The organism is Streptococcus mitis (assembly GCF_008763935.1).
GTDB classification, from domain to species: Bacteria; Bacillota; Bacilli; order Lactobacillales; family Streptococcaceae; genus Streptococcus; species Streptococcus mitis_DB.
This window is the reverse complement of sequence record NZ_VTQF01000001.1, coordinates 520064-541104: the sequence shown is the minus strand read 5'-3', so window position 1 is coordinate 541104 and position 21041 is coordinate 520064. Positions and strand designations below refer to the sequence as shown.

Annotated in this window: 21 protein-coding genes and 1 pseudogene; 3 read left to right on the top strand and 19 right to left on the bottom strand. The window is 38.8% G+C overall.

All coding sequences use genetic code 11. From position 1 onward, the window contains the following. Positions 1 to 213 (bottom strand): pneumococcal-type histidine triad protein (locus tag F9B91_RS02575; protein WP_150922437.1); only part of this gene is annotated, 213 nt, incomplete at its 3' end. Between the two features lie 7 nt (positions 214 to 220). Then, positions 221 to 1138, bottom strand: a complete 918-nt coding sequence (gene adcAII / locus F9B91_RS02570) for a zinc-binding lipoprotein AdcAII (RefSeq protein WP_150922436.1) — start codon at positions 1136 to 1138, stop codon at positions 221 to 223. A gap of 153 nt (positions 1139 to 1291) precedes the next feature. Between adcAII and F9B91_RS11400 the strand changes: the two genes are divergently transcribed. Beyond that, positions 1292 to 1507: a hypothetical protein gene (locus F9B91_RS11400; RefSeq protein WP_150922435.1), complete on the top strand. Its 216-nt coding sequence runs from the start codon at positions 1292 to 1294 to the stop codon at positions 1505 to 1507. Here the strand turns inward: F9B91_RS11400 and F9B91_RS02560 are convergent. The 5 genes from F9B91_RS02560 to F9B91_RS02540 all read right to left on the bottom strand — a co-directional run bounded on the left by F9B91_RS02560 (position 1480) and on the right by F9B91_RS02540 (position 5713). Further along, a complete protein-coding gene (locus F9B91_RS02560; RefSeq protein WP_150922434.1) occupies positions 1480 to 2871 on the bottom strand; it encodes an APC family permease in 1392 nt (463 codons plus the stop codon). The genes F9B91_RS11400 and F9B91_RS02560 overlap by 28 nt on opposite strands. A 121-nt stretch (positions 2872 to 2992) precedes the next feature. Continuing rightward, entirely contained in the window at positions 2993 to 3559 is a 567-nt protein-coding gene (gene sdbB, locus F9B91_RS02555) for a thiol-disulfide oxidoreductase-associated lipoprotein SdbB (RefSeq protein ID WP_049500758.1), read from the bottom strand. Positions 3560 to 3570: 11 nt separating this feature from the next. After that, entirely contained in the window at positions 3571 to 4278 is a 708-nt protein-coding gene (gene ccdA2, locus F9B91_RS02550; protein ID WP_049500759.1) for a thiol-disulfide oxidoreductase-associated membrane protein CcdA2, read from the bottom strand. Positions 4279 to 4490: 212 nt separating this feature from the next. Further along, positions 4491 to 4766 (bottom strand): HU family DNA-binding protein, encoded by a 276-nt coding sequence (locus tag F9B91_RS02545; protein ID WP_001284640.1) that lies wholly within the window; start codon positions 4764 to 4766, stop codon positions 4491 to 4493. 107 nt (positions 4767 to 4873) lie between these two features. Beyond that, on the bottom strand, positions 4874 to 5713 hold the full coding sequence (locus F9B91_RS02540) for a DegV family protein (protein WP_070527640.1): 840 nt from the start codon (positions 5711 to 5713) through the stop codon (positions 4874 to 4876). Between the two features lie 140 nt (positions 5714 to 5853). Here F9B91_RS02540 and F9B91_RS02535 point away from each other — a divergent pair, with 140 nt between their 5' ends. Then, positions 5854 to 6702: a YitT family protein gene (locus tag F9B91_RS02535; protein WP_150922433.1), complete on the top strand. Its 849-nt coding sequence runs from the start codon at positions 5854 to 5856 to the stop codon at positions 6700 to 6702. A 53-nt stretch (positions 6703 to 6755) separates the two neighbouring features. Here F9B91_RS02535 and F9B91_RS02530 read toward each other — a convergent pair. The 6 genes and pseudogenes from F9B91_RS02530 to eno all read right to left on the bottom strand — a co-directional run. Beyond that, a pseudogene (locus F9B91_RS02530) lies at positions 6756 to 7013 on the bottom strand (bifunctional riboflavin kinase/FAD synthetase); the annotation flags it as partial. A 314-nt stretch (positions 7014 to 7327) separates the two neighbouring features. Further along, positions 7328 to 8188: a methionyl aminopeptidase gene (locus F9B91_RS02525; RefSeq protein ID WP_000631543.1), complete on the bottom strand. Its 861-nt coding sequence runs from the start codon at positions 8186 to 8188 to the stop codon at positions 7328 to 7330. Between the two features lie 15 nt (positions 8189 to 8203). Then, complete coding sequence (gene spxR, locus F9B91_RS02520; RefSeq protein WP_150922432.1) at positions 8204 to 9481, bottom strand: CBS-HotDog domain-containing transcription factor SpxR; 1278 nt, start codon at positions 9479 to 9481, stop codon at positions 8204 to 8206. Then, the gene (locus F9B91_RS02515; RefSeq protein ID WP_150922449.1) at positions 9474 to 10025 is read right to left on the bottom strand and encodes a GNAT family N-acetyltransferase; all 552 of its coding nucleotides are present in this window, start codon (positions 10023 to 10025) and stop codon (positions 9474 to 9476) included. The genes spxR and F9B91_RS02515 overlap by 8 nt, the downstream gene beginning before the upstream one ends. 15 nt (positions 10026 to 10040) lie before the next feature. Next, on the bottom strand, positions 10041 to 11300 hold the full coding sequence (locus F9B91_RS02510; protein WP_045611736.1) for a UDP-N-acetylglucosamine 1-carboxyvinyltransferase: 1260 nt from the start codon (positions 11298 to 11300) through the stop codon (positions 10041 to 10043). 267 nt (positions 11301 to 11567) lie between these two features. Next, complete coding sequence (eno, locus tag F9B91_RS02500; protein WP_000022813.1) at positions 11568 to 12872, bottom strand: surface-displayed alpha-enolase; 1305 nt, start codon at positions 12870 to 12872, stop codon at positions 11568 to 11570. A 163-nt stretch (positions 12873 to 13035) separates the two neighbouring features. Between eno and F9B91_RS02495 the strand changes: the two genes are divergently transcribed. After that, entirely contained in the window at positions 13036 to 13482 is a 447-nt protein-coding gene (locus tag F9B91_RS02495) for a DUF1694 domain-containing protein (RefSeq protein WP_084887232.1), read from the top strand. On the opposite strand, the gene F9B91_RS02490 is transcribed toward F9B91_RS02495, so the two are convergent. From F9B91_RS02490 to glgB, 6 genes are read right to left on the bottom strand one after another with little or no spacing between them, the layout of a single operon-like run. Further along, positions 13479 to 14594: a glycerate kinase gene (locus F9B91_RS02490; protein ID WP_150922431.1), complete on the bottom strand. Its 1116-nt coding sequence runs from the start codon at positions 14592 to 14594 to the stop codon at positions 13479 to 13481. The two genes, F9B91_RS02495 and F9B91_RS02490, sit on opposite strands and share 4 nt — an antisense overlap. 8 nt (positions 14595 to 14602) lie before the next feature. Then, a complete protein-coding gene (gene serB / locus F9B91_RS02485; RefSeq protein ID WP_150922430.1) occupies positions 14603 to 15247 on the bottom strand; it encodes a phosphoserine phosphatase SerB in 645 nt (214 codons plus the stop codon). 58 nt (positions 15248 to 15305) lie between these two features. After that, positions 15306 to 16739: a glycogen synthase GlgA gene (glgA, locus tag F9B91_RS02480; RefSeq protein ID WP_150922429.1), complete on the bottom strand. Its 1434-nt coding sequence runs from the start codon at positions 16737 to 16739 to the stop codon at positions 15306 to 15308. Further along, positions 16736 to 17875 carry a glucose-1-phosphate adenylyltransferase subunit GlgD gene (glgD, locus tag F9B91_RS02475; RefSeq protein WP_150922428.1) on the bottom strand — a complete coding sequence of 380 codons (1140 nt, stop codon included), beginning with the start codon at positions 17873 to 17875 and terminating at the stop codon, positions 16736 to 16738. Before glgD ends, glgA begins: the two co-directional genes overlap by 4 nt. Beyond that, positions 17865 to 19007 (bottom strand): glucose-1-phosphate adenylyltransferase, encoded by a 1143-nt coding sequence (locus F9B91_RS02470; protein ID WP_150922427.1) that lies wholly within the window; start codon positions 19005 to 19007, stop codon positions 17865 to 17867. Before F9B91_RS02470 ends, glgD begins: the two co-directional genes overlap by 11 nt. Continuing rightward, positions 18997 to 20925: a 1,4-alpha-glucan branching protein GlgB gene (glgB, locus tag F9B91_RS02465; protein ID WP_150922426.1), complete on the bottom strand. Its 1929-nt coding sequence runs from the start codon at positions 20923 to 20925 to the stop codon at positions 18997 to 18999. The genes F9B91_RS02470 and glgB overlap by 11 nt, the downstream gene beginning before the upstream one ends. Between the last annotated feature and the right edge of the window lie 116 nt (positions 20926 to 21041).

Sequence of the window (21041 nt, the reverse complement as noted above, 5' to 3'; positions counted from 1 at the left end):
AACAATTTGTTCGGCGTTGATTCCCTCTCTCTTACTAACTTCATCTGGTGTCAAGTTCTCTGCCTTTTGACCAGCCTGATCACCATCTATGTAAGCTACTCGATTAGAATCTTTCTTAACTTGACCAGCTTGGTAACGACCAAGTTCATAGGAACAAACACTTAGGGCAAGAACTGCCACTGAACCCGCTACATATTTTTTATTGATTTTCATTCTTTCCTCATTTCAATTCTTCTGCTAAAACACTCATATTTTCTTCAAGATTTTCTAAATAGGTCTTGTCATTTTGTGGGTCTGCCTCTAAAGGATTCAGAGTTTTAAGCCCCACACCTGTTGATTTGACAAGAGTTTCAGCTACTTTTGAAGAAGCGTTACTTTCTGTAAAAATCGTTTTAACCTTATAGGTTTTAACAAATTCCTGAATTTCTGTTAGTTGTCTTGGACTTGGTTCCTGTTCAGGAGAGATACCAGCGATTCCAAGTTGATTGAGTCCAAATCGCTTCGCTAGATAAGAAAAGGCTGTATGTTGTGTTACAAAGGTTTTCTGACTCGCTTTTTCAAATCTAGGCTGGAATTTCTTAGTCAATTCTTGAGCTTTTTTGATAAAGGCTTCCGCATTTTTCTGGTAAGTTTCTTTATGCTCACTATCCACCTCTGAAAGTTTATCAGCGATAATCTGAGCTTCTTCTCCAGCTTTTTCAGGATCTAGCCATGTGTGAGGATCATAAAGCGTTTTTTCATCAACTCCATCACCTGCTTCCACATCTTCTAGCCCAGGAACACGGTCTAAGGTCATTCCTTCAGAAGCCTCTAAAACCTTCACTTTAGATTTTTTTAGATTAGGATCTAAACTTCCTGCCCAAGATTCGAGCGTATGCGAATGGTAAACAAAGACGTCTGCATCATAGATGGCCGCGATATCGTTTGCCGAAGGTTCAAAGGAGTGAATTCCGCTACTTGACTGAATCATTCGAACATCATTCAAGTCACCAGATACTTCCTTGACCATGGCATAGATAGGATAAAAACTGGTCACGATTTTCATCCCTTTCCCTGTCTGGCTTTCCTTCTGCCCACAAGCACCTAAACACAAAAGAAAGATACTTAACAATACTAAAAATAAACTTTTTTTCTTCATAGATAACTCCTTAACTATTTAATTAACTGGTAAACATTCTACTCCTAAAAATTTAATCTGTCAAGCTATTTTTAGAAAAAATTTGAAATTTCTTTCACATATAAAAATCTGCTGAGTTTCAATAACTCAACAGATTCTCACTTTATATACTCAATGAAAATCAAAGAGCAAATTAGGAAGCTAGCCGCAGGCTGCTCAAAACACTGTTTTGAGGTTGTAGATGAAACTGACGAAGTCAGCTCAAAACATGTTTTTGAGGTTGTAGATGAAACTGACGAAGTCAGTAACCATACATACGGCAAGGCGAAGCTGACGTGGTTTGAAGAGATTTTCGAAGAGTATTATTCTTCTATGGTAGAATGCTTATAACCATAAGTAAAGTAAATAATACTTCCTACTAACAATGCAACTAGGAAAGCAATCCAGGTTTCCATATTATACTGCAACATAAATGATAAACAAATGATGATTGATAAAATCGGTAATAAGGGTACCAGTGGTGTTTTAAATTCTCCTGCTTTGGGCATTCCTTTTTCTTTCCGTAATCGAATCAGACCATAAGCCAGCATGATCAAGTAGGCCAAGGTACAAATATTTAAGAAGGCTGCGATACTAGCAAGAGGAAACATTCCTGCTGCTACTGCTGAAGCTAGACCGGTCAAGATAGTAGCATTTTTTGGTACCTTGCTTGTTTTGGTCAGTTCTTTAAAGGCAGCAGGCATCAAGCCGTCACGCGCTAAACTGTAAATCATACGAGATAGGGCATAGGTCATCGAGATACAAACCGTAATCAAGGTCAAGATAGCCACCAATGACACATAATTAGCTGCCCAACTAATCCCAACGCTGCGAAGGGCAAAGGCAACGGCATCGTCGACATTTAGATGACTATAGTGAACCACACCAGTCAAGACAAGCGTCACCAAGGCATAAAGAATGGTTACGATAGAAAGCGATAAGACAATCCCTCTAGGAATATTTTTTTGAGGAGTCTTGACTTCATCTACAGCCATAGAAATGGATTCAAACCCCAAAAAACCGAAGAACATCAAGGACGCACCAGCCATAATACCAGTACTAGCACCATAGATTTTTCCAAAACCATAAGGAGCAAAATTGCTCCAATTATCAAGTTTAATATGCCAAATTCCTACTAAAACAAAGAGAGCTAAAGCGGAAAATTTCAGAATAACTAGAATAGAATTAAAGCGTAAGGCTGCTTTCGCATTAAGTAAAACAAGCGAGGTCACCAATACCAAGACAAGAATAGGCAATAAATCAATAAATGTTCCTGCTTGAGGATTAAAGGTACCATTTAAAGCCTGAGGAAGGGCTATCCCGTATTGAGAGAGCAACCCTTTGAAATAAGCTGCCCAACCCGAAGCCACACCTGATATGGCTGTCATGAACTCCATCATGGTTAACCAACCTGCCAACCAGGCTGGGAATTCTCCTAAGATGGCATAGAGATAACTGTAGGCACCACCTGTAGCAGGTACTCGTGAAGCAAATTCTGCAAAAAAGAGGGCTGATAATCCTACACACAAGGCAGAAATGACGATTGAAATCACTAGGGCTGGACCAGCAAGTGTTGCGGCTGCAGTACCTGTTATAGTAAAGACACCTGTCCCTACCATGGCTCCGATACCTAACAAAATCAAATCCCATAACTTCAAATGCCTGTGCATCTCCGTTTTATCCAAACTAACATTCTTTGTTCTAAATATATTCATCTTTGACTCCAAAATAAAATGATGATTCTATTTTACCATAAATATAGGATATTTGTGAATATTTATAAAATGTTTTTCTAAAAAAATCTGACTACATATTGTAATCAGATTTTTATCTATTCTAGTTCATTTCTTTAAAGGCTGCTTCTGCATCCGCGTTGCTGATAACACCAAATTGTATCTTTCCAATCTTTCCTTGACTGTCAATCAGGTATTCTGTAGGAATGCTTCGAATTTGATAAGCTTGGAATGTGGTTGCTTTTGTGTCATAAAGAACTGGGATATCTTTATAACCTTGATCTTGGAACCATTGTGGGAATTGTTCGACAGTTTTTTCACCTTGAATTCCTGGTGCAATGACACTAAGAATTTCAAAATCACGATCTGGTTTCGCCGCTAATTCCATCAACTCAGGCATACTTTTCTTACATGGACCACACCATGAAGCCCAAAACTTTAAGTAGACTTTTTTTCCCTTATAATCAGATAACTTAACTTCTTTACCATCCATAGATTGCAAGGTGAAGTCTGGCGCATCTTTTCCAACAGCAATTTGTTGTACAGTCGTTTGTTGCTGTTGTTTTGGGGATTGTTGTGGAGCTTGAGTCTTTTTAGTCTCTTCCTCACCACAGGCCATCAATACGACTAATGACAAGAGGCTTAAGCCAGCAAACATTACTTTTTTCATCTTTTTCTCCTTTATTCAAAAATTCCAGCTAGAACATTTACTTGTCCTAATAGTAACAAAATTCCCATTAAAATAATGAGGAAACCACCAATTTTCTTCAGCAGCATCATATGACGTTTAATTTTACTAAAATATGGCATAACTACGCCTGAAGCTAGTGCCAAGACTAAGAAAGGAATAGCCATCCCTAGAGTGTAAATTAAGGTATAGATCGCTCCTTGCCAAGCACCATTGCCTCCAGAAGCCGCAAGCGCTAAAACAGAACTCAAAACAGGACCAATACAAGGCGTCCAACCAAAGCTAAAAGTAATACCGAGTAAAAAGGCTGACCAATAACGATTTGCTTCTGATTTCTTAAAAGTAAAGCTTTTTTGAACCTCTAATTTCTTAAAATGAAAAATTTCCATCTGGTGAAGGCCTAAAATGATAATAATTGTTCCCATGGTATAGCGAAACCAATTGGCATAGAGAATATTACCAAAGTAACCAGCACCAAAGCCTAAAATAAAGAAAATGAGAGAGATACCTGCGATAAAGCAAAGAGTTCGAATCAAGCCAGACCAGGCAACTTTTCTACCAAATAAAGAAAAGCTTTTTGCACTTTCCTGATCATCCAGCAAAATTCCAGTATAAACAGGTAACAGAGGAAAAATGCAAGGGGAAAAGAAGGACAAGATCCCTGCTAAAAAAACGGAGATTGAAAATACTATCGTTTCCAATAAAAAACCAACTTTCTTAATAATTCTAATCCTATTTTACTATAATCAATTTCATTTGTATGATTTCTGCTACGCAATTTGAATTAGTCTGTATTTGAAAGATTTTCCGGTACTAGTTCATTCAGATTCTGCCTCAAAAATGCCCCAAAACCAAAAGAAAAGCCTGTCACACAAGCTCAAATGCTTGATATGATAGGCTTTTTGAAGGTTGATTATTTAACAGCGTCTTTAAGAGCTTTACCAGCTTTGAATGCTGGAACTTTAGAAGCTGCAATTTTGATTTCTTTACCAGTTTGTGGGTTGCGACCTTTACGTGCAGCACGCTCACGAACTTCAAAGTTACCAAAACCGATCAATTGAACTTTTTCACCAGCTGCAAGGTACTCAGTTACTGCTGCGAATACAGCTTCAACTGCTGCCGCTGAGTCTTTCTTAGTCAATTCTGTAGCTTCTGCTACTTTAGCGATCAAATCTTGTTTGTTTGCCATGTTAATGATTCCTCCAATTTAATTTCTAATTAACAAATATAATCATATCCTAAAATCCCTTTTAGGTCAAGTTAAAAACGCTATTTCTTCCCATTTTATTTATTTTTTTAAGAGTGGTAACGTACTAAAATAGCCCAAGCATTCTCACCCGTGTGAGTTTGAATAATAGAGCCCGTTTCCAAAACTGAAATAGGCTTTTCAACATAAGCTTGTAAGCTTTCTTTCATCTCTTTTGCCCAATCAGCACTACCAGAATATGAAATTCCAATCTCTGCTACAGAACGTTCAGAGAGCGATGTTATCAACTCATCTAACCATTTTTTAAAGGTTTTAGCTCCACGACCTTTAACGATTGGCTGCAACTCATGGTCTTTCATCTGCATGACAACACGTATATTGAGAAGTGAGCTCAACAATCCAGTTACACGGCCAATTCGTCCACCTTTTACTAAATTTTCCAAAGTTGAAACGCCAATATAGAGTTCTGTGTGGTTTTTAACCTCTTCTACATGAGATAAGATTTCCTCCAACTCCTTGCCTTCTTGCGCTAATTTTGCAGCCTCAACAACTTGGAATTTCAAGGCTTGGTCAGTGAAGGAACTATCAATAACTGTCACATCGGCAGTAGATAAGCTAGCACCTTGACGTGCCGCTTCTACAGTACCAGAAAGGGCATGAGACATATGAATAGCAAGAATCTGGCTACCATCCTTGCATAGGTCTTCAAAAACTTCAGCAAAGACACCTACAGGTGGCTGACTTGTTTTCGGAAGATTCTTACTTGCTTGCATCAACTGAAGAAATTTACCTTCTTCTTTCAAATCCGCATCAGAATAAACAACGTTATCAATCATTACAGATAAAGGAACAACAGTGATATCTAATTGTTTTACTAGTTCAGGTTCAATAGTAACAGATGAATCGGTTACAATCTTAATTTTTGTCATAGTATCAATCTTTCTATTTTAGGATTCAGATTGGTTTTCTTACTTTTAATTATATCAAAAAAAGATTAAAAATCCTAATGGAGTCATTCAAATTTTCCTTAAAAATTTGATATAATCTACTTATAAGAAAAGAGGTCCCTATGATTAAAAAAATTTATCCCATTTTAACCATTTTACTAGGTGCTGCTATCTATGCTTTTGGTCTAACTTATTTTGTAGTTCCTCATCATCTCTTTGAGGGTGGGGCGACAGGCATTACCCTCATCACCTTTTATCTTTTTAAAATCCCTGTTTCTCTCATGAACCTGCTGATTAATATTCCCCTTTTCATCCTAGCTTGGAAGATTTTTGGAGCAAAGTCCCTCTATTCTAGTTTACTAGGAACCGTAGCCTTGTCCGCCTGGTTGGCCTTTTTTGAACGTATTCCCCTTCATATTGATCTTCAAGGTGATTTACTAATCACTGCCCTTATAGCTGGGATTCTATTGGGAATTGGTCTTGGTATTATCTTTAATGCTGGAGGTACAACTGGTGGTACTGATATTCTAGCTCGTATTCTCAATAAATACACTCATATATCCATGGGGAAACTGCTTTTTATCTTAGATTTTTGTATTCTCATGCTTATTCTCCTAATCTTCAAGGATTTGAGATTGGTTTCCTACACGCTCTTATTTGATTTTATCGTTTCGCGTGTCATTGATTTGATTGGCGAAGGTGGCTACGCAGGTAAAGGATTTATGATTATTACCAAACGTCCTGACCAACTTGCTAAGGCGATTAATGATGACCTAGGTAGAGGCGTTACTTTCATCTCAGGTCAAGGTTATTATAGTCAAGAAGATTTAAAAATCATTTACTGTATTGTCGGCAGAAATGAAATTGTGAAAATGAAGGAAATGATTCATCGAATCGATCCTCAAGCCTTTATAACTATTACAGAAGCCCATGAAATCCTTGGAGAAGGATTCACCTTTGAAAAAGAATAAAAAGAGGTAATGTACTGAATTGATTTCTTTTAGAATCTACAATAATAACGTGAAACAATGATAATTTCTCCATCAAAGTAATCCTTTAAATCTTCTGTCGTGAGAGTATCGAATTGACTACTAAAATCAAGAAGATATAATTCCTCTACACCCTCTCGTTTTAACTTTCTTTCACGTTCAGCAGAGTTCAAAATAGGCAAAAACAATTCCGAATGATAAGGCTCTAAAGCAATCTTTAAAGATTCATTAAACATCATAACCACGATAGGCAACAAATCCTTCCTCGTAGCCTTGTTGGTAACACGAAATAATTATTTATCAGATAGTTTGCCAATATCTTTGTGGTTTTTATAGAAATAGTAGTAAATATAAAATAATTATTTCATAATGATATCTATTTCTGTAACAGAAAATCTGAAACATATTTTTTACCTGAAGTGTAACAGTGTAGAAAGTTCATTTTTTTGAAATGATTATAAAGTACAATATATTGAGGTAAGAATTTTAAAGCCAGAAAAACGCATTATATCAGGCACTTAAAAACTTGATACAATGCGTTTATTTAATATGAAAAGATCTACTAGATTCTTTAGAAATGAACTTCCAGTAGCCTTTTCACTTTTTATTAATAAGTCCCTTCTTCACCTTGGCTAGTCAAGATTACCGGACCATCTTTAGTAATGACAAATTGGTGTTCATACTGACATGACAATCCACCGTCAATGGTCTTATGCGCCCAGCCAGTTTTCATATCTGTATCGATTTCCCAGTCACCTGTATTGATCATCGGTTCAATGGTCAAGACCATTCCTTCACGAAGACGGAGGCCACGACCTGCAATACCATAGTTAGGCACCATTGGTTCCTCATGCATTGTTGGACCAACACCATGTCCAACCAAATCACGAACAACACCGTAACCACGGCTTTCAGCGTATTCTTGAATGGCTGCACCGATATCACCGATACGATTTCCAACAACAGCTTGTTCAATCCCCTTGTACATGGCTTCTTTGGTTACATCCATCAAGTTTTTCACTTCTTCGGACGGTGTACCAACGGCGTAAGCCCAACATGAGTCTGCTAGGCCACCAGAATAGCTCTGAGTGTATTTTTTCATTTGCTCGACATTGTTGAAGTTTAATTTTGAGACATTCAAATCAGATTTGGCAATAGGACCTCCCAAAACCATATCAACCTTGAGTAAATCACCATCTTTCAAGATATAGTGACGAGGGAAAGCGTGAGCTACTTCATCGTTAAGAGAACAACAGGTAGCATAAGGATAGTCCATCATGGCACCGTCAACCCCAATCTGAAGCGGAAGGAAATTTTCTTCCTTACAACGACGGCGAACATACTCTTCTACTTCCCACATATCTACGCCAGGCTTAATCAAATCACGTAAGCCGATATGAATACTTGCTAGAAAATCACCAGCCTTGTCCATAGCTTCGATTTCACGAGCTGATTTTAATGTTATCATTTTTTCTCCTAGTTTCTAATTAATTTTAACAGTCACATTTGCTTTTGAAACAATCTGATGACCATGATAAATATCGTAATCAATAATAGCTGACCGTCTCGTATGATGGATAATGCGTGCTTGAATGCGCAATATATCATCTATCTGAACAGCCTGCAAAAAGTAGATTAGCATCTGCTCAATAATAAGATTGCGACCACTATTCACAACTAAATCTTGAGTCATGTGGGTCAGTATCTCCGCCAATACACCATTAGCTAAAACTCCATTTTTCTCTAGCATAAAGGGTTCCACTGTAATCACTACTTCATCATGATGATAAGAAAGTTTTTGACCAATCTGCTCAGAAAAAGTAGGTAGAGCAGAAACTTGGGAACGACTCATCTTCTCCATGACATCTCGTCTGGTTACAACCCCAAGCAATGTTTGATTATTTCGAACAACCGGTACCATTTCAAAGTCTTCAGCAATCATCCGTTGACTCACATTGGCAATATTTGTCGATAATCCAACCAAAAATAGACTGCGAGACATGACCTTATCAATTGTCGTACTTGGTGACTTATCACCCGCATCTCTCATAGTAACAACCCCAACAACGACCTGATGTTGATTAATAACAGGGAAACGACTGCTACGATTCTTACGTACCAAGTCCAAATAATCTTTAACAGTGTCAGTCTCTCTCAAAAAACCATACTCATGACTCGGACGGTAAAGTTTCTCAACTGTCAAAATATCTGTTTTGATTTGAACATTTGACAGGGCTTTATTGATCATGGTCGCGACAGTGAAAGTATCATGTTTGCTTCTTAAAACAGGAATTCCTTTTTGATTGGCCAGTTTAAGCACATCATCATGAACCTGAAATCCACCTGTAACCAGAACTGCATTTTCATTTTCCAGCGCTAATAATTGAATACGAGTCCGGTCACCAACAATCAAGAGTCCCCCATCATGAAGGTAAGATAAAATATTTTGCTCAGTCATGGCACCAATTGAAAACTTACTAAATTCTCTCTCTAAACCGTCTTGTCCAGCCAGAACCTCAGAAGAAGTCACTTCAGCAATTTCAGCAAAAGTTAATCTCTCTATAGCAACTTTCTGAGATTTAACACGGATAGTACCACTTCTTGGGCGAGTCTCTACAATTCCACGGTTTTCAGCTTCTTTAATGGCCCGATAAGCCGTTCCATCACTGACTCCTAGATGGTTGGAAATGCTTCGAACACTGACCCTCTTTCCGACAGGTAATTCTTCCAAATAACTTAGAATTTCTTGGTGTTTACTCATTAATTTCTCCCTTTACAAAGCGAAACTCAAGATAATCTCGCATTTTTCTTGTATAGCGATCACTTCCTTTAAACTGACGGAACAAACGAAATCCAGACTTAAGAGCAACCCGTTGACTAGCTTCATTTTCAAGGTGGGTAATGATGGATAGTTGTTTTAAACCAAATTCCTCAAAAGAAAGCTGACAAAGTTTTTTAACAACTTCTGTCATGAACCCTTGCGACCAAGCGTCTTTTCTCAAAAAATAACCAATTTCTGCTTCTTTTTTTATTTCATCTAGCTTTTCAAACTTAATAGAACCAATCATTTGTTGATTTTTCTGGTCACAAATTGCCCACACTCCCAAAGGGGACTTCATAAAGTAATTCGCTAATGCATATTGACTTTCTTCCAAACTAGCTTGACTTGGAAAAATGAATTGTAAATTTTCTGGATTTGAAGCTATCTCATGGAAGTCTTGACTATCACTAAAAAAGAAAGGACGCAAATACAAGCGATCCGTTTCAAAAAAAGAAAACATTGCTAATTTGGTCCAAATATTCATAAACACCCCTACGGTTTATTCTTCAACAAGTGTAATATCTGCTCCTAGATTACGTAATTTTTCAATAATATCTGAATAACCACGTAAGATGAACTCAATATTTGTAATTTCAGTTTTGCCTTCAGCCATTAAACCAGCAATGACAAGTGCGGCCCCAGCTCTAAGGTCAGTAGCTTTTACATTTGCACCACGCAAACCACGTCCACCAGTATATAAAATATGGTCGTTTGTAGTCGTAATATCTGCGTCCATCTTTGCTAGTTCAAAAACATGGTTTACTCGTTTTTCATAAATGGTATCAATAATGGTACCACGCCCCTCTGCTGTTAACAAGAGTGGAGTAATTGGTTGTTGCAAGTCAGTAGCAAAACCAGGATAAGGTGCTGTCTTAATATTGATTGCTTTCAAATTAGACTGTTCTTCGACAAAAATACTGTCTTCAGATACAGTCATTCTCACACCCATCTCTTCCAACTTAGCGATGAATCCTTCTAAGTGTTCGTATAATACATTGTTGATACGAATTCCCTTACCGACTGCAGCAGCTAAGGAAATATATGTTCCTGCTTCAATACGGTCTGGAATCACCTGGTGGCGAGTTCCGTGTAATCTTTCAACACCATCAATAGTGATAATATTAGTTCCTGCCCCACGGATATGGGCACCCATATTATTCAAGAGAGTGGCAACATCAATAATCTCAGGCTCACGGGCTGCATTTTCAATAATAGTACGCCCATTTGCTTTAACCGCAGCAATCATCGTATTAATCGTCGCACCGACACTAACCGTATCCATGTAAATACTTGCACCATGAAGTCCCACATCTTTAGCAGATAACTTCATGTTATCTCCCTCGTAGCTAACAGTAGCTCCCATTGCTTCAAAAGCCTTTAGGTGTAAGTCAATAGGACGTGGTCCCAAATCACATCCACCAGGCAAACCAACTGTAGCTTCCCCAAAGCGACCTAAAAGACTTCCATAAAAATAATAAGATGCACGAAGACTGTTGATTTTCCCATAAGGCATTGGAATATTTTGAACACCTCGTGGATCAATCTCTAACACATCGTCATAACGCTTAACGGTAGCACCCATTAACTCCATGATTTCGACAAGACTAGCAACATCGGAAATATCTGGAACACAATCCAAAGTCACCACATCATCAGCCAAAATAATAGCTGGAATTAAGGCCACAACGCTATTTTTAGCACCGCTAATAGTGATTTCACCTTGCAAGGGCAATCCACCATTGATAACAATTTTTCTCATTCTAAATTTTTTATGCTCTTTCAAAATTTCTAAAAAGGTCCTACATTAAAGTATATCATAAATCCACCCTTTTTTCCATCATTTTCAATTATATTAGCAGAATCGTATTCATTGGTAACTAAGTTTCTTAAAAAATTTGCCACCTTTTTGTTCACTGAACATAAAAATAGCCCTTCGGATAAAATCCGAGGGGCTAGAAACGTTGTTAAATCAACGGCCGAACTTTTGAATTTCAAGGTTCGGGATAAAATAGTTCACTGAACTATTTTATTTTTTCAAGTTGTAGAATGATTTCAATCCACGGTATTCTGCTACTTCACCAAGTTGGTCTTCGATACGAAGTAATTGGTTGTATTTAGCGATACGGTCTGTACGTGAAAGTGAACCAGTTTTGATTTGTCCTGCGTTAGTTGCAACTGCGATGTCAGCGATTGTTGAATCTTCAGTTTCACCTGAACGGTGTGATACAACGGCAGTGTAACCAGCTTCTTTAGCCATTTCGATAGCTTCAAAAGTTTCAGTAAGAGTACCGATTTGGTTAACTTTGATAAGGATTGAGTTAGCAGCACCTTCTTGGATACCACGTGCAAGGTAGTCAGTGTTTGTTACGAAGAAGTCGTCACCAACAAGTTGTACTTTCTTACCAAGACGTTCAGTAAGAGCTTTCCAACCATCCCAGTCGTTTTCATCCATACCATCTTCGATAGTGATGATTGGGTATTTGTTAACCAATTCTTCAAGGTAGTCGATTTGTTCTGCAGATGTACGAACAGCAGCACCTTCACCTTCAAATTTAGTGTAGTCGTAAACTTTACGTTCTTTATCGTAGAATTCTGATGAAGCACAGTCAAATCCGATAAATACATCTTTACCTGGAACGTATCCAGCAGCTTCGATCGCAGCAAGGATAGTTTCAACACCGTCTTCAGTTCCTTCGAAACGAGGAGCAAATCCACCTTCGTCACCTACGGCAGTTTCCAAACCACGTGATTTAAGGATTTTCTTAAGAGCGTGGAAGATTTCAGCACCGTAACGAAGAGCTTCTTTAAATGTTGGCGCACCAACTGGCAAGATCATGAACTCTTGGAAAGCGATTGGAGCGTCAGAGTGAGAACCACCATTGATGATGTTCATCATTGGAGTTGGAAGAACTTTAGTATTGAATCCACCAAGGTAGCTGTAAAGTGGGATTTCAAGGTAGTCAGCAGCAGCACGAGCTACAGCGATAGACACACCAAGGATTGCGTTTGCACCCAATTTACCTTTGTTAGGAGTACCGTCAAGAGCGATCATAGCACGGTCGATAGCTTGTTGATCACGTACATCGTAGCCAATAATAGCTTCAGCAATGATGTTGTTTACGTTGTCAACAGCTTTTTGTGTACCAAGACCACCGTAACGAGATTTGTCACCGTCGCGAAGTTCAACTGCTTCGTGTTCACCAGTAGAAGCTCCTGATGGAACCATACCACGTCCGAAAGCACCTGATTCAGTGTAAACTTCTACTTCAAGTGTTGGGTTACCGCGTGAGTCTAGGACTTCGCGAGCGTAAACATCAGTAATAATTGACATTTTTTACTCTCCTTATGAGTTAAATTTTTTACACCTCTATAATACCTTAAAACCCCTCCTTTTTCAAGAAAAAACGTTATCTTTGTGCAAATTTTCCTTAACTTTATAAAGTAATCGCTTTCTTTTGTCTGTTTTATTCTAACTTTTATGATATACTGTTTTCATGACAGATTTATCAAAACAATTACTTGAAAAAGCTCATGGTGGGCCAAAATTAAATCCGGATGAGCAAAGACGCTATCTTGGTACTTTTGAGGAAAGAGTTCTTGGATATGCAGATATTGATACAGCAAATAGTCCTCAGTTAGAAAAAGGTTTTTTATCTATTTTAGAAAACCTTCAGGAAAAAGCAGAGCCACTATTTGTAAAGATTTCTCCAAATATCGAATTTGACAAGCAAGTTTTCTACTTAAAGGAAGCTAAAGAAACTGATAGTCAAGCTACCATTGTATCTGAAGAGCATACTTCTTCTCCTTTTGGCCTGATTATCCATAGCAATGCACCAGTTCAAGTAGAAGAAAAGAACCTTCGACTTGCTTTTGCAAAACTTTGGGAAGTTAAAAAGGAAGAACCAGCCAAAACATCCTTATGGAAGAAATGGTTTGGCTAAATCATGCGCATATTTAATAAATGCCCGATATTGGCAGCCGTGTGCTCCAAATAGAGACTGGCATTTTTCAAACTATCTTCTAGAGGTTCACTTTTCTCCAAAATTGAAAAAGCCGCTTGGATATTCTCAAATGGTAGGGAAGGTAAATCCTCAGCAATACTACCACAAATAGCAATGACAGGAACTCCGATAGGGGTTCTTTTTGCAACACCTATCGGCGCTTTACCTGCTAAACTTTGACGATCTAGCCTTCCTTCTCCAACAATAACCAAGTCAGCATCTGCAACTTTCTTATCAAAGCTAATTAGGTTCAAGCAGGTATCAATTCCAGACACGATATTTGCCTGAGCAAAGGCACACAAACCGCCAGCAATGCCTCCACCAGCTCCTGCTCCTTTAAGTTCCAATGTTGCAGGGGAGACTTTTTCATAAAAATCTTGGATCGCTTGATCTACGGCATCAAACATAGTAGGATCTAGACCTTTTTGCTTGCCAAACGTGTAGGTCGCACCTTGATAACCACATAAGGGACTCGTGACATCTGCTAAAATACGAATTTGAACATCTTCAGGAATTTCATAGCGATTTTCTGTTGAAACAGAAGCTAAATTTAGTAAGGACTGACCGCAAGCGGGCAAGACATTTCCATCCCTATCATAAAATCGATAACCTAAACCAGCAGCGATCCCAATTCCTCCGTCATTACTGGCCGTGCCACCAACGCCGATATAGATTTCTTTAATCCCTTGAGCAATGAGATGACGAATCAACTCTCCAATACCACAAGTCTGAATTTGAAGTGGATTTCGTTTCTCTATCGGAATTTTTCCAAGGCCAACTAAATCAGCAACTTCAAATAGTGCCAGTCCCCCTTTTTGAAAATAGCGCATGGCTTCTTTTTGGCCAAAAGGGCCTGTCACTTGGATCCATTTTTCTTCAAGGTCAAGAGAATGTCGAATAGCATCTACAGTACCTTCTCCCCCATCACCAATAGGGCAGAGGAGACATTCTACATCTGCTATTGATTGTTGGAAGCCTCTTTTTATTGCTTCAGCTACCTGTTGAGCGGTCAAGCTTTCCTTAAATGAATCTGGTGCAATTACAATCTTCATATTTTCCCTCATTCTAAACAGGCAATCAAAGGAAGAACTTCTAAAAAATCCCTCTTGTCAACATGATTTGGTATTTCTTGTTTCAGTACTTCTTTGGCACAAAAAGCGATTCCTAGTCCCGCCGACTTTAACATTAATATATCATTAGCTCCATCACCGATTGCGACTGTTCTTTCTTTAGAAAGTTTTAGTTCCTCTCTCCATTGTTCTAGAGTCTCTTTTTTAACCTCTGGACTGATAATTTCTCCAATCAATTTTCCTGTTAGATGGCCGTCTTTATCTTCAAGTTGGTTGGCAGAGAAATAGGAAATACTAAGGAATTTTGCTAATCTCGCAACTATTGGTGTAAAGCCCCCAGACACCAGACCAACTAGGATTCCGTTCTTTTGGAGAATAGAGATAAATATCTGTGCATTTGGCGATAGATGAATAGAGTCGAAAGCTTTATCAAATACAGAGACAGGAAGGCCTTCCAAGAAGGAAACTCTTTTTCTTAAACTACTTTCAAAGTTCAACTCTCCTCTCATTGCCCGACTTGTAATCTGCGAAATTTCTTCCTCACGACCTGCCTCTCTACCCAAAAGATCAATTACTTCTTCTAGGATTAAGGTTCCATCAACATCCATAACACACAATCCTTTTACTTGAGACATCACTCCTCCTCTCTAAATAGCCCAAAAATCGTATGAAATCATCATACGATTTTATCTATTAATTAACTAAACTATGGTACAAGTCAAGGTATGACTTGCAGGCTGTATCCCATGAGAAATCACACTCCATAGCTTGTTTTTGTAGACTTCTCCAAACATCAGGATGGTTTCTATACAAGTCCAAAGCTGTTTGGAAAGTCCAATTCAACCAGTAAGGAGATAGATTGTCAAAGCTAAAGCCAGTACCGCTTCCTTCAATTGGATTAAAGGCTTTAACGGTATCTCGCAACCCACCAACTTCATGGACCAATGGCAAGGTTCCGTAACGCATAGCCATCATTTGAGACAAACCACATGGTTCAAAACGACTTGGCATAAGGAAGAGGTCACAAGCAGCGTAGATTTCTTGAGCTAGTTTGACATCAAAAGTGATATTTGCTGATAGCTTGTCTGGGTAGATTTGAGCAAACCATGAGAAAGCTCCTTCAAAGGCTGGATCTCCAGTTCCCAAAAGAACAATCTGAACATCTTCTTGCAAGATATGGTGCAGACTTTCCACCACCACATCAAAGCCTTTTTGACGTGTCAAACGAGAAACAATTCCCACCAGTGGAACATCAGTCCTAACGGGTAAGCCAACTCTTTCTTGCAATTTTGCCTTATTCTGGGCCTTCCCAGACAAATCTTCCTGATTAAAATGATAGTCTAAAAGGGCATCCGTCTGAGGATTATAAAGGTCAGCATCAATCCCATTTACGATACCAGAGACCTTACCAGACTCCATTCGAAGAATCTGATCCAAGTTACATCCAAACTGACTAGTCATAATTTCATGAGCATAGCTAGGCGAAACGGTTGAAACACGATCCGCATAGAGAATACCTGCCTTCATCCAGTTCAGACAGTTGTTCCATCGAAGGGTGCCATCAGCATAACGCTCAAAGCCAACTCCAAACAAATCCCATAACATTCCTTCTGAAAATTGTCCTTGGAATTCTAAATTATGAATGGTTAAAACTGTTTTAATGCCCTCATAGGCTTGAATCCAACGGTATTTTTCCTTCAACAAGAAAGGAATCATAGCTGTATGGTAGTCATGAACATGGAGAAGGTCAGGAATAAAGTCAATTCTTTCCATAGCCTCAATGGCAGCCAGTTGGAAAAAGGCAAAGCGTTCTCCGTCATCAAAATCGCCGTAAACATGACCACGGAAGAAATAATATTGGTTGTCAATAAAGTAGAAGTTCACACCATTTAGTACTATTTTCTTAATTCCACAGTACTGTCTGCGCCAACCAACACTCACCTCAAAATGAAGAACATCTTCAATCTGATTTCCAAATTTAGCCTCTACCATGTCATAGTAGGGTAAAATTACTGCAACTTCATGTCCCGCTTTTACCAGTGATTTAGGAAGAGCGCCAATGACGTCTCCCAAACCACCTGTTTTTGAAAAGGGTGCACCCTCAGCAGCTACAAATAAAATTTTCATGAATGAATATCCTCTGTTACTTTAGCACCTTTCTTAATGACGACTGGATGTTCTGCAGTTCCACGGATCACAACTCCATCCGCAACTTCAACACCCTTGTCCAAGATAGCATATTCTATCTGAGCACCTTCTCCAATAACAACACGAGGGAATAAGATGCTATCTTTAACCAAGCTATCCTTATGGACATGAATATTACGTGATAAAACAGAATTAGCCACTTGACCTTCAATAATACTACCTGAGGCAAACTGAGATGTGCTTACCTTAGATGTATTAGCATAGTAAGTTGGTTCTTCGTTTTTGACCTTTGTATAAATCTTTTGATTTGGTGAGAAGAGAGAGTAGAATTTTTGTGATTCAAGCATATCTTTGTTAGCTTTGTAATAAGACTCTACAGAATGAATGTTGGCTAGGTAGCCTGTGTACTCGTAGGCAAAAGCCCCTTCTTTTGCAGCCAAATCCCGTAAAACATAGCGCAACTTCTCTGGATGTTCTTTTTTAGCTTCTTCTTCCAAGCGTTCAATCAACCAAGGTGTATCAACGACAAAGATATCCGTGGACATGTTATAAATTTGAGCTGGCAGCTTGCTATCAAAGAGTTTATGAGAACGAACATGGTCTGTTTCATCCACTTCCAAGATTGCATTTACTTCTGAAATGTCTTTCTTAGCTAGCTTTTTATAAACTACAGTGATAGGCCCTTTTGTTGTACTATGTAGATGGAAAACTTGGTTCAAATCAATGTTAATCAGAACATCACAGTTGAGGGCAACCGTTTGGTTTGAGCCGGAACGTTTCAAATAAGTAAGAAGCTGTTGGTAGTATTCTTTTCCAACTGTACTACTCTCAACGCGTGTATTATAAATACCTAGATAATAGTGGCTAAGAAGAGTTGACAACCCCCACTCACGCCCTGAACGGATATGGTCAAAGACTGAGCTGATATTATCCTGCTGGAAAATACCAAAGACACTACGAACACCTGCATTAGCAAGACTAGAAAGCGGGAAGTCAATCAAACGATATTTTCCACCAAATGGCAAACTTGCTACTGGACGGTGGTCCGTCAATGTTGACATATCATGAAAACCAACTGTATTTCCTAAAATGGCAGAATATTTATCAATCTTCATCTGTTGCTACCCCCACTACTTCATTATATCCTACAACTTGTACTTCTTCTGTTCCATCAATTTCGACACCGTCAGAAATAACCGCACCTTCACCAATAATGGCACGTTTGATTTTAGCTCCCTGACCGACAATTGCACCACTCATGATAACTGAATCTACTACTTCTGCCCCTTCGCGAACTTGCGCACCTGTTGAGAGGATAGAATGTTTAACAGTTCCATCTACGAAACAGCCATCGACAACCAAGGAATCTTCCACATCAGCATTTGCCCCAAGGAAGTTTGGTGGTGAAATTAAGTTTCTTGAGTAAATCTTCCATTGACGGTTACGGCTATCCAAGGCATTTTCTGGTGAAATATATTCCATGTTCGCTTCCCAAAGTGACTCAATAGTACCAACATCTTTCCAGTAGCCATTAAACTCATATGCATAGACACTTTCACCTGACTCAAGGTAATTTGGAATGACATTCTTACCGAAGTCTGACATATCGACATTGCTCTTTTCAGCAGTAACAAGCATATTGCGCAGACGTTGCCAATCAAAAATGTAAATTCCCATAGAAGCTTTTGTAGATTTAGGTTGAGCTGGTTTTTCTTCAAATTCAACAATGCGGTTATTGGCATCTGTGTTCATAATACCAAAACGACTAGCTTCTTTAAGAGGGACGTCTAAAACCGCTACTGTCAAGCTGGCATTATTATCTTTGTGAGACTGGAGCATATCATCATAATCCATTTTGTAGATATGGTCCCCAGATAGAATCAAGACATACTCAGGATTGACACTGTCGATATAATCAATATTTTGGTAAATAGCGTGGCTAGTCCCCTCAAACCAACGATTTCCTTCACTTGCAGAATAAGGTTGAAGAATAGAGACACCAGAATTGATACCGTCTAGTCCCCAGCTTGAACCATTACCAATATGGTTGTTGAGAGCAAGTGGTTGGTACTGTGTAATGACTCCAACATTGTTGATGCCTGAGTTGGCACAGTTTGAAAGAGCAAAGTCAATGATACGGTAGCGCCCACCAAATTGCACAGCTGGTTTTGCAATGCTTTGAGTGAGTTTACCGAGACGAGTTCCTTGCCCACCAGCAAGAATCAAAGCTAACATTTCATTCTTCATTTTCTACTCCTTTTTGGTTTTTACTTGTGACGGTTTTAGTAGGTTTCAAGCGGCGTTTGATTTTCCAAACACTTGCTCCCATAGCCGGTAGGGTAAAGGTCAAGGTCTGCTCATAATCTTTCCATAGTCCTTCTTGCGTTTGCACAGTTTGATTATGTTCTTTCCAAACGCCTCCCCACTCTTCTAACTCAGTATTCCAGACTTCTTCGTAAATCCCTGCAACAGGAAGTCCGATTGTAAAATCTTTTCGTTCAACAGGTGCCATATTAAAGATACAGACTAACATATCATCCTTCTTACCCTTACGGATGAAGGAAAGAACACTCTGGTCTCTATTATCCGCATCGATGATTTCAATACCATCATAGCTGTTATCAATTTCCCACAGACAGCGGTGGTCTTTATAAAACTGGTTTAGCTGAGAAGTGAAATACTTCATCTTAGCATTCATTGGATCTTCTAGGTTTGACCATTCCAACTGTTCTTCAGATTTCCATTCTAGGAATTGCCCATATTCACTACCCATGAAGAGCAATTTTTTACCTGGGTGACAAATTTGGTAAGTGTAGAGATTGCGCAAGCCTGCGAATTGATTATAGCGATCTCCCCACATCTTGTGCATCATACTCTTCTTGCCATGAACCACTTCATCGTGTGAGAATGGTAGGAGATAATTCTCCTTGAAGACATACATAAAGCTGAAAGTCACCAGGTTAAAGTCATATTTACGATAAATCGGATCTTCTTCATAGAAACGGAGGATATCATTCATCCAGCCCATATTCCACTTGTAGTCAAATCCTAGACCATCTGAATCCTTAGTGTCAGTAATCTGAGTAGCTGATGAACTTTCTTCTGCAATCATCATCACATCTGGATGAACTAGTTTAATCACATCATTCAAGCGTTGAAGGAAATAATATCCCTCGTAGTTGAGATTGCCCCCATCTTTATTAGGCGTCCATGGGGCATCATCGTAATCTAGATAGAGTATATTGCTCACTGCATCCACACGAATACCGTCCAAATGGTAAAAGTCAATCCAAAACTTAATACTAGAAATCAAGAAGGACTGGACTTCATTCTTTCCAAGGTCAAAATTGAGTGCGCCCCAACCGTAGTTATGAGCCTTATTATGGTCTTGATATTCAAAAGTCGGTGTTCCATCATAATAGGCCAAGGCATCATCATTAATAGTGAAGTGACCAGGTACCCAGTCCACAATAACCCCAATATTGTTTAAGTGACACTCCTCAACAAAATCTTGAAATTCCTCAGGGCGACCATAGGCATGCTCTAAAGCAAAGTAACCCATAAGCTGGTAACCCCAACTCAATCCAAGAGGATGAGACATCAAGGGCATAAACTCAATGTGAGTATAGTTCATCTCGACCAAGTAAGGAATGAGTTCATCTTTCAATTGAGCAAAACTAAAAGGACTACCATCAGGATTTCTCTTCCAAGAGCCAGCATGAGCTTCGTAAATATTGACGGGACGCTCTTCAAAGCTCAAGCGTTTTCTACGAGCTAACCAAAGTCCATCTTTCCATTTTTTCTCTGGAATTTCTGTTAAAATAGCCCCAGTACCAGGTCGTGCCTCATACCGTACAGCCAAAGGATCAATCTTCATAAGCTGATGACCATTTGCACGTGTGATATGATACTTATAAATTTGGCCTTCGTAAGCAAGACTGGTAAAGACTTCCCAGACTCCAAATTCGTTCCGTTCCATTGGAATTTGATTTTCAATCCAATTGGTGAAATCCCCTACCAAGTGTACAGCCTGAGCATTAGGTGCCCACACACGAAAAGTGTAGCCATACTCACCATTTTTTTCTTCCCTATGAGCTCCCAGATAGTGCTGGAGGTGAAAATTTTCACCTGTCATAAAGGTTTTTAAAGCATTATTCTTATCCATACACCCTCCTAATTCTGTAAGCGTTTTCTATAGATTTATTATACTACCTTTTTAGGGAAGATTCAAGTAAATTACGGAATTTGCAAAAAAATCTTTTGAAAGTCTTCAACAAATTC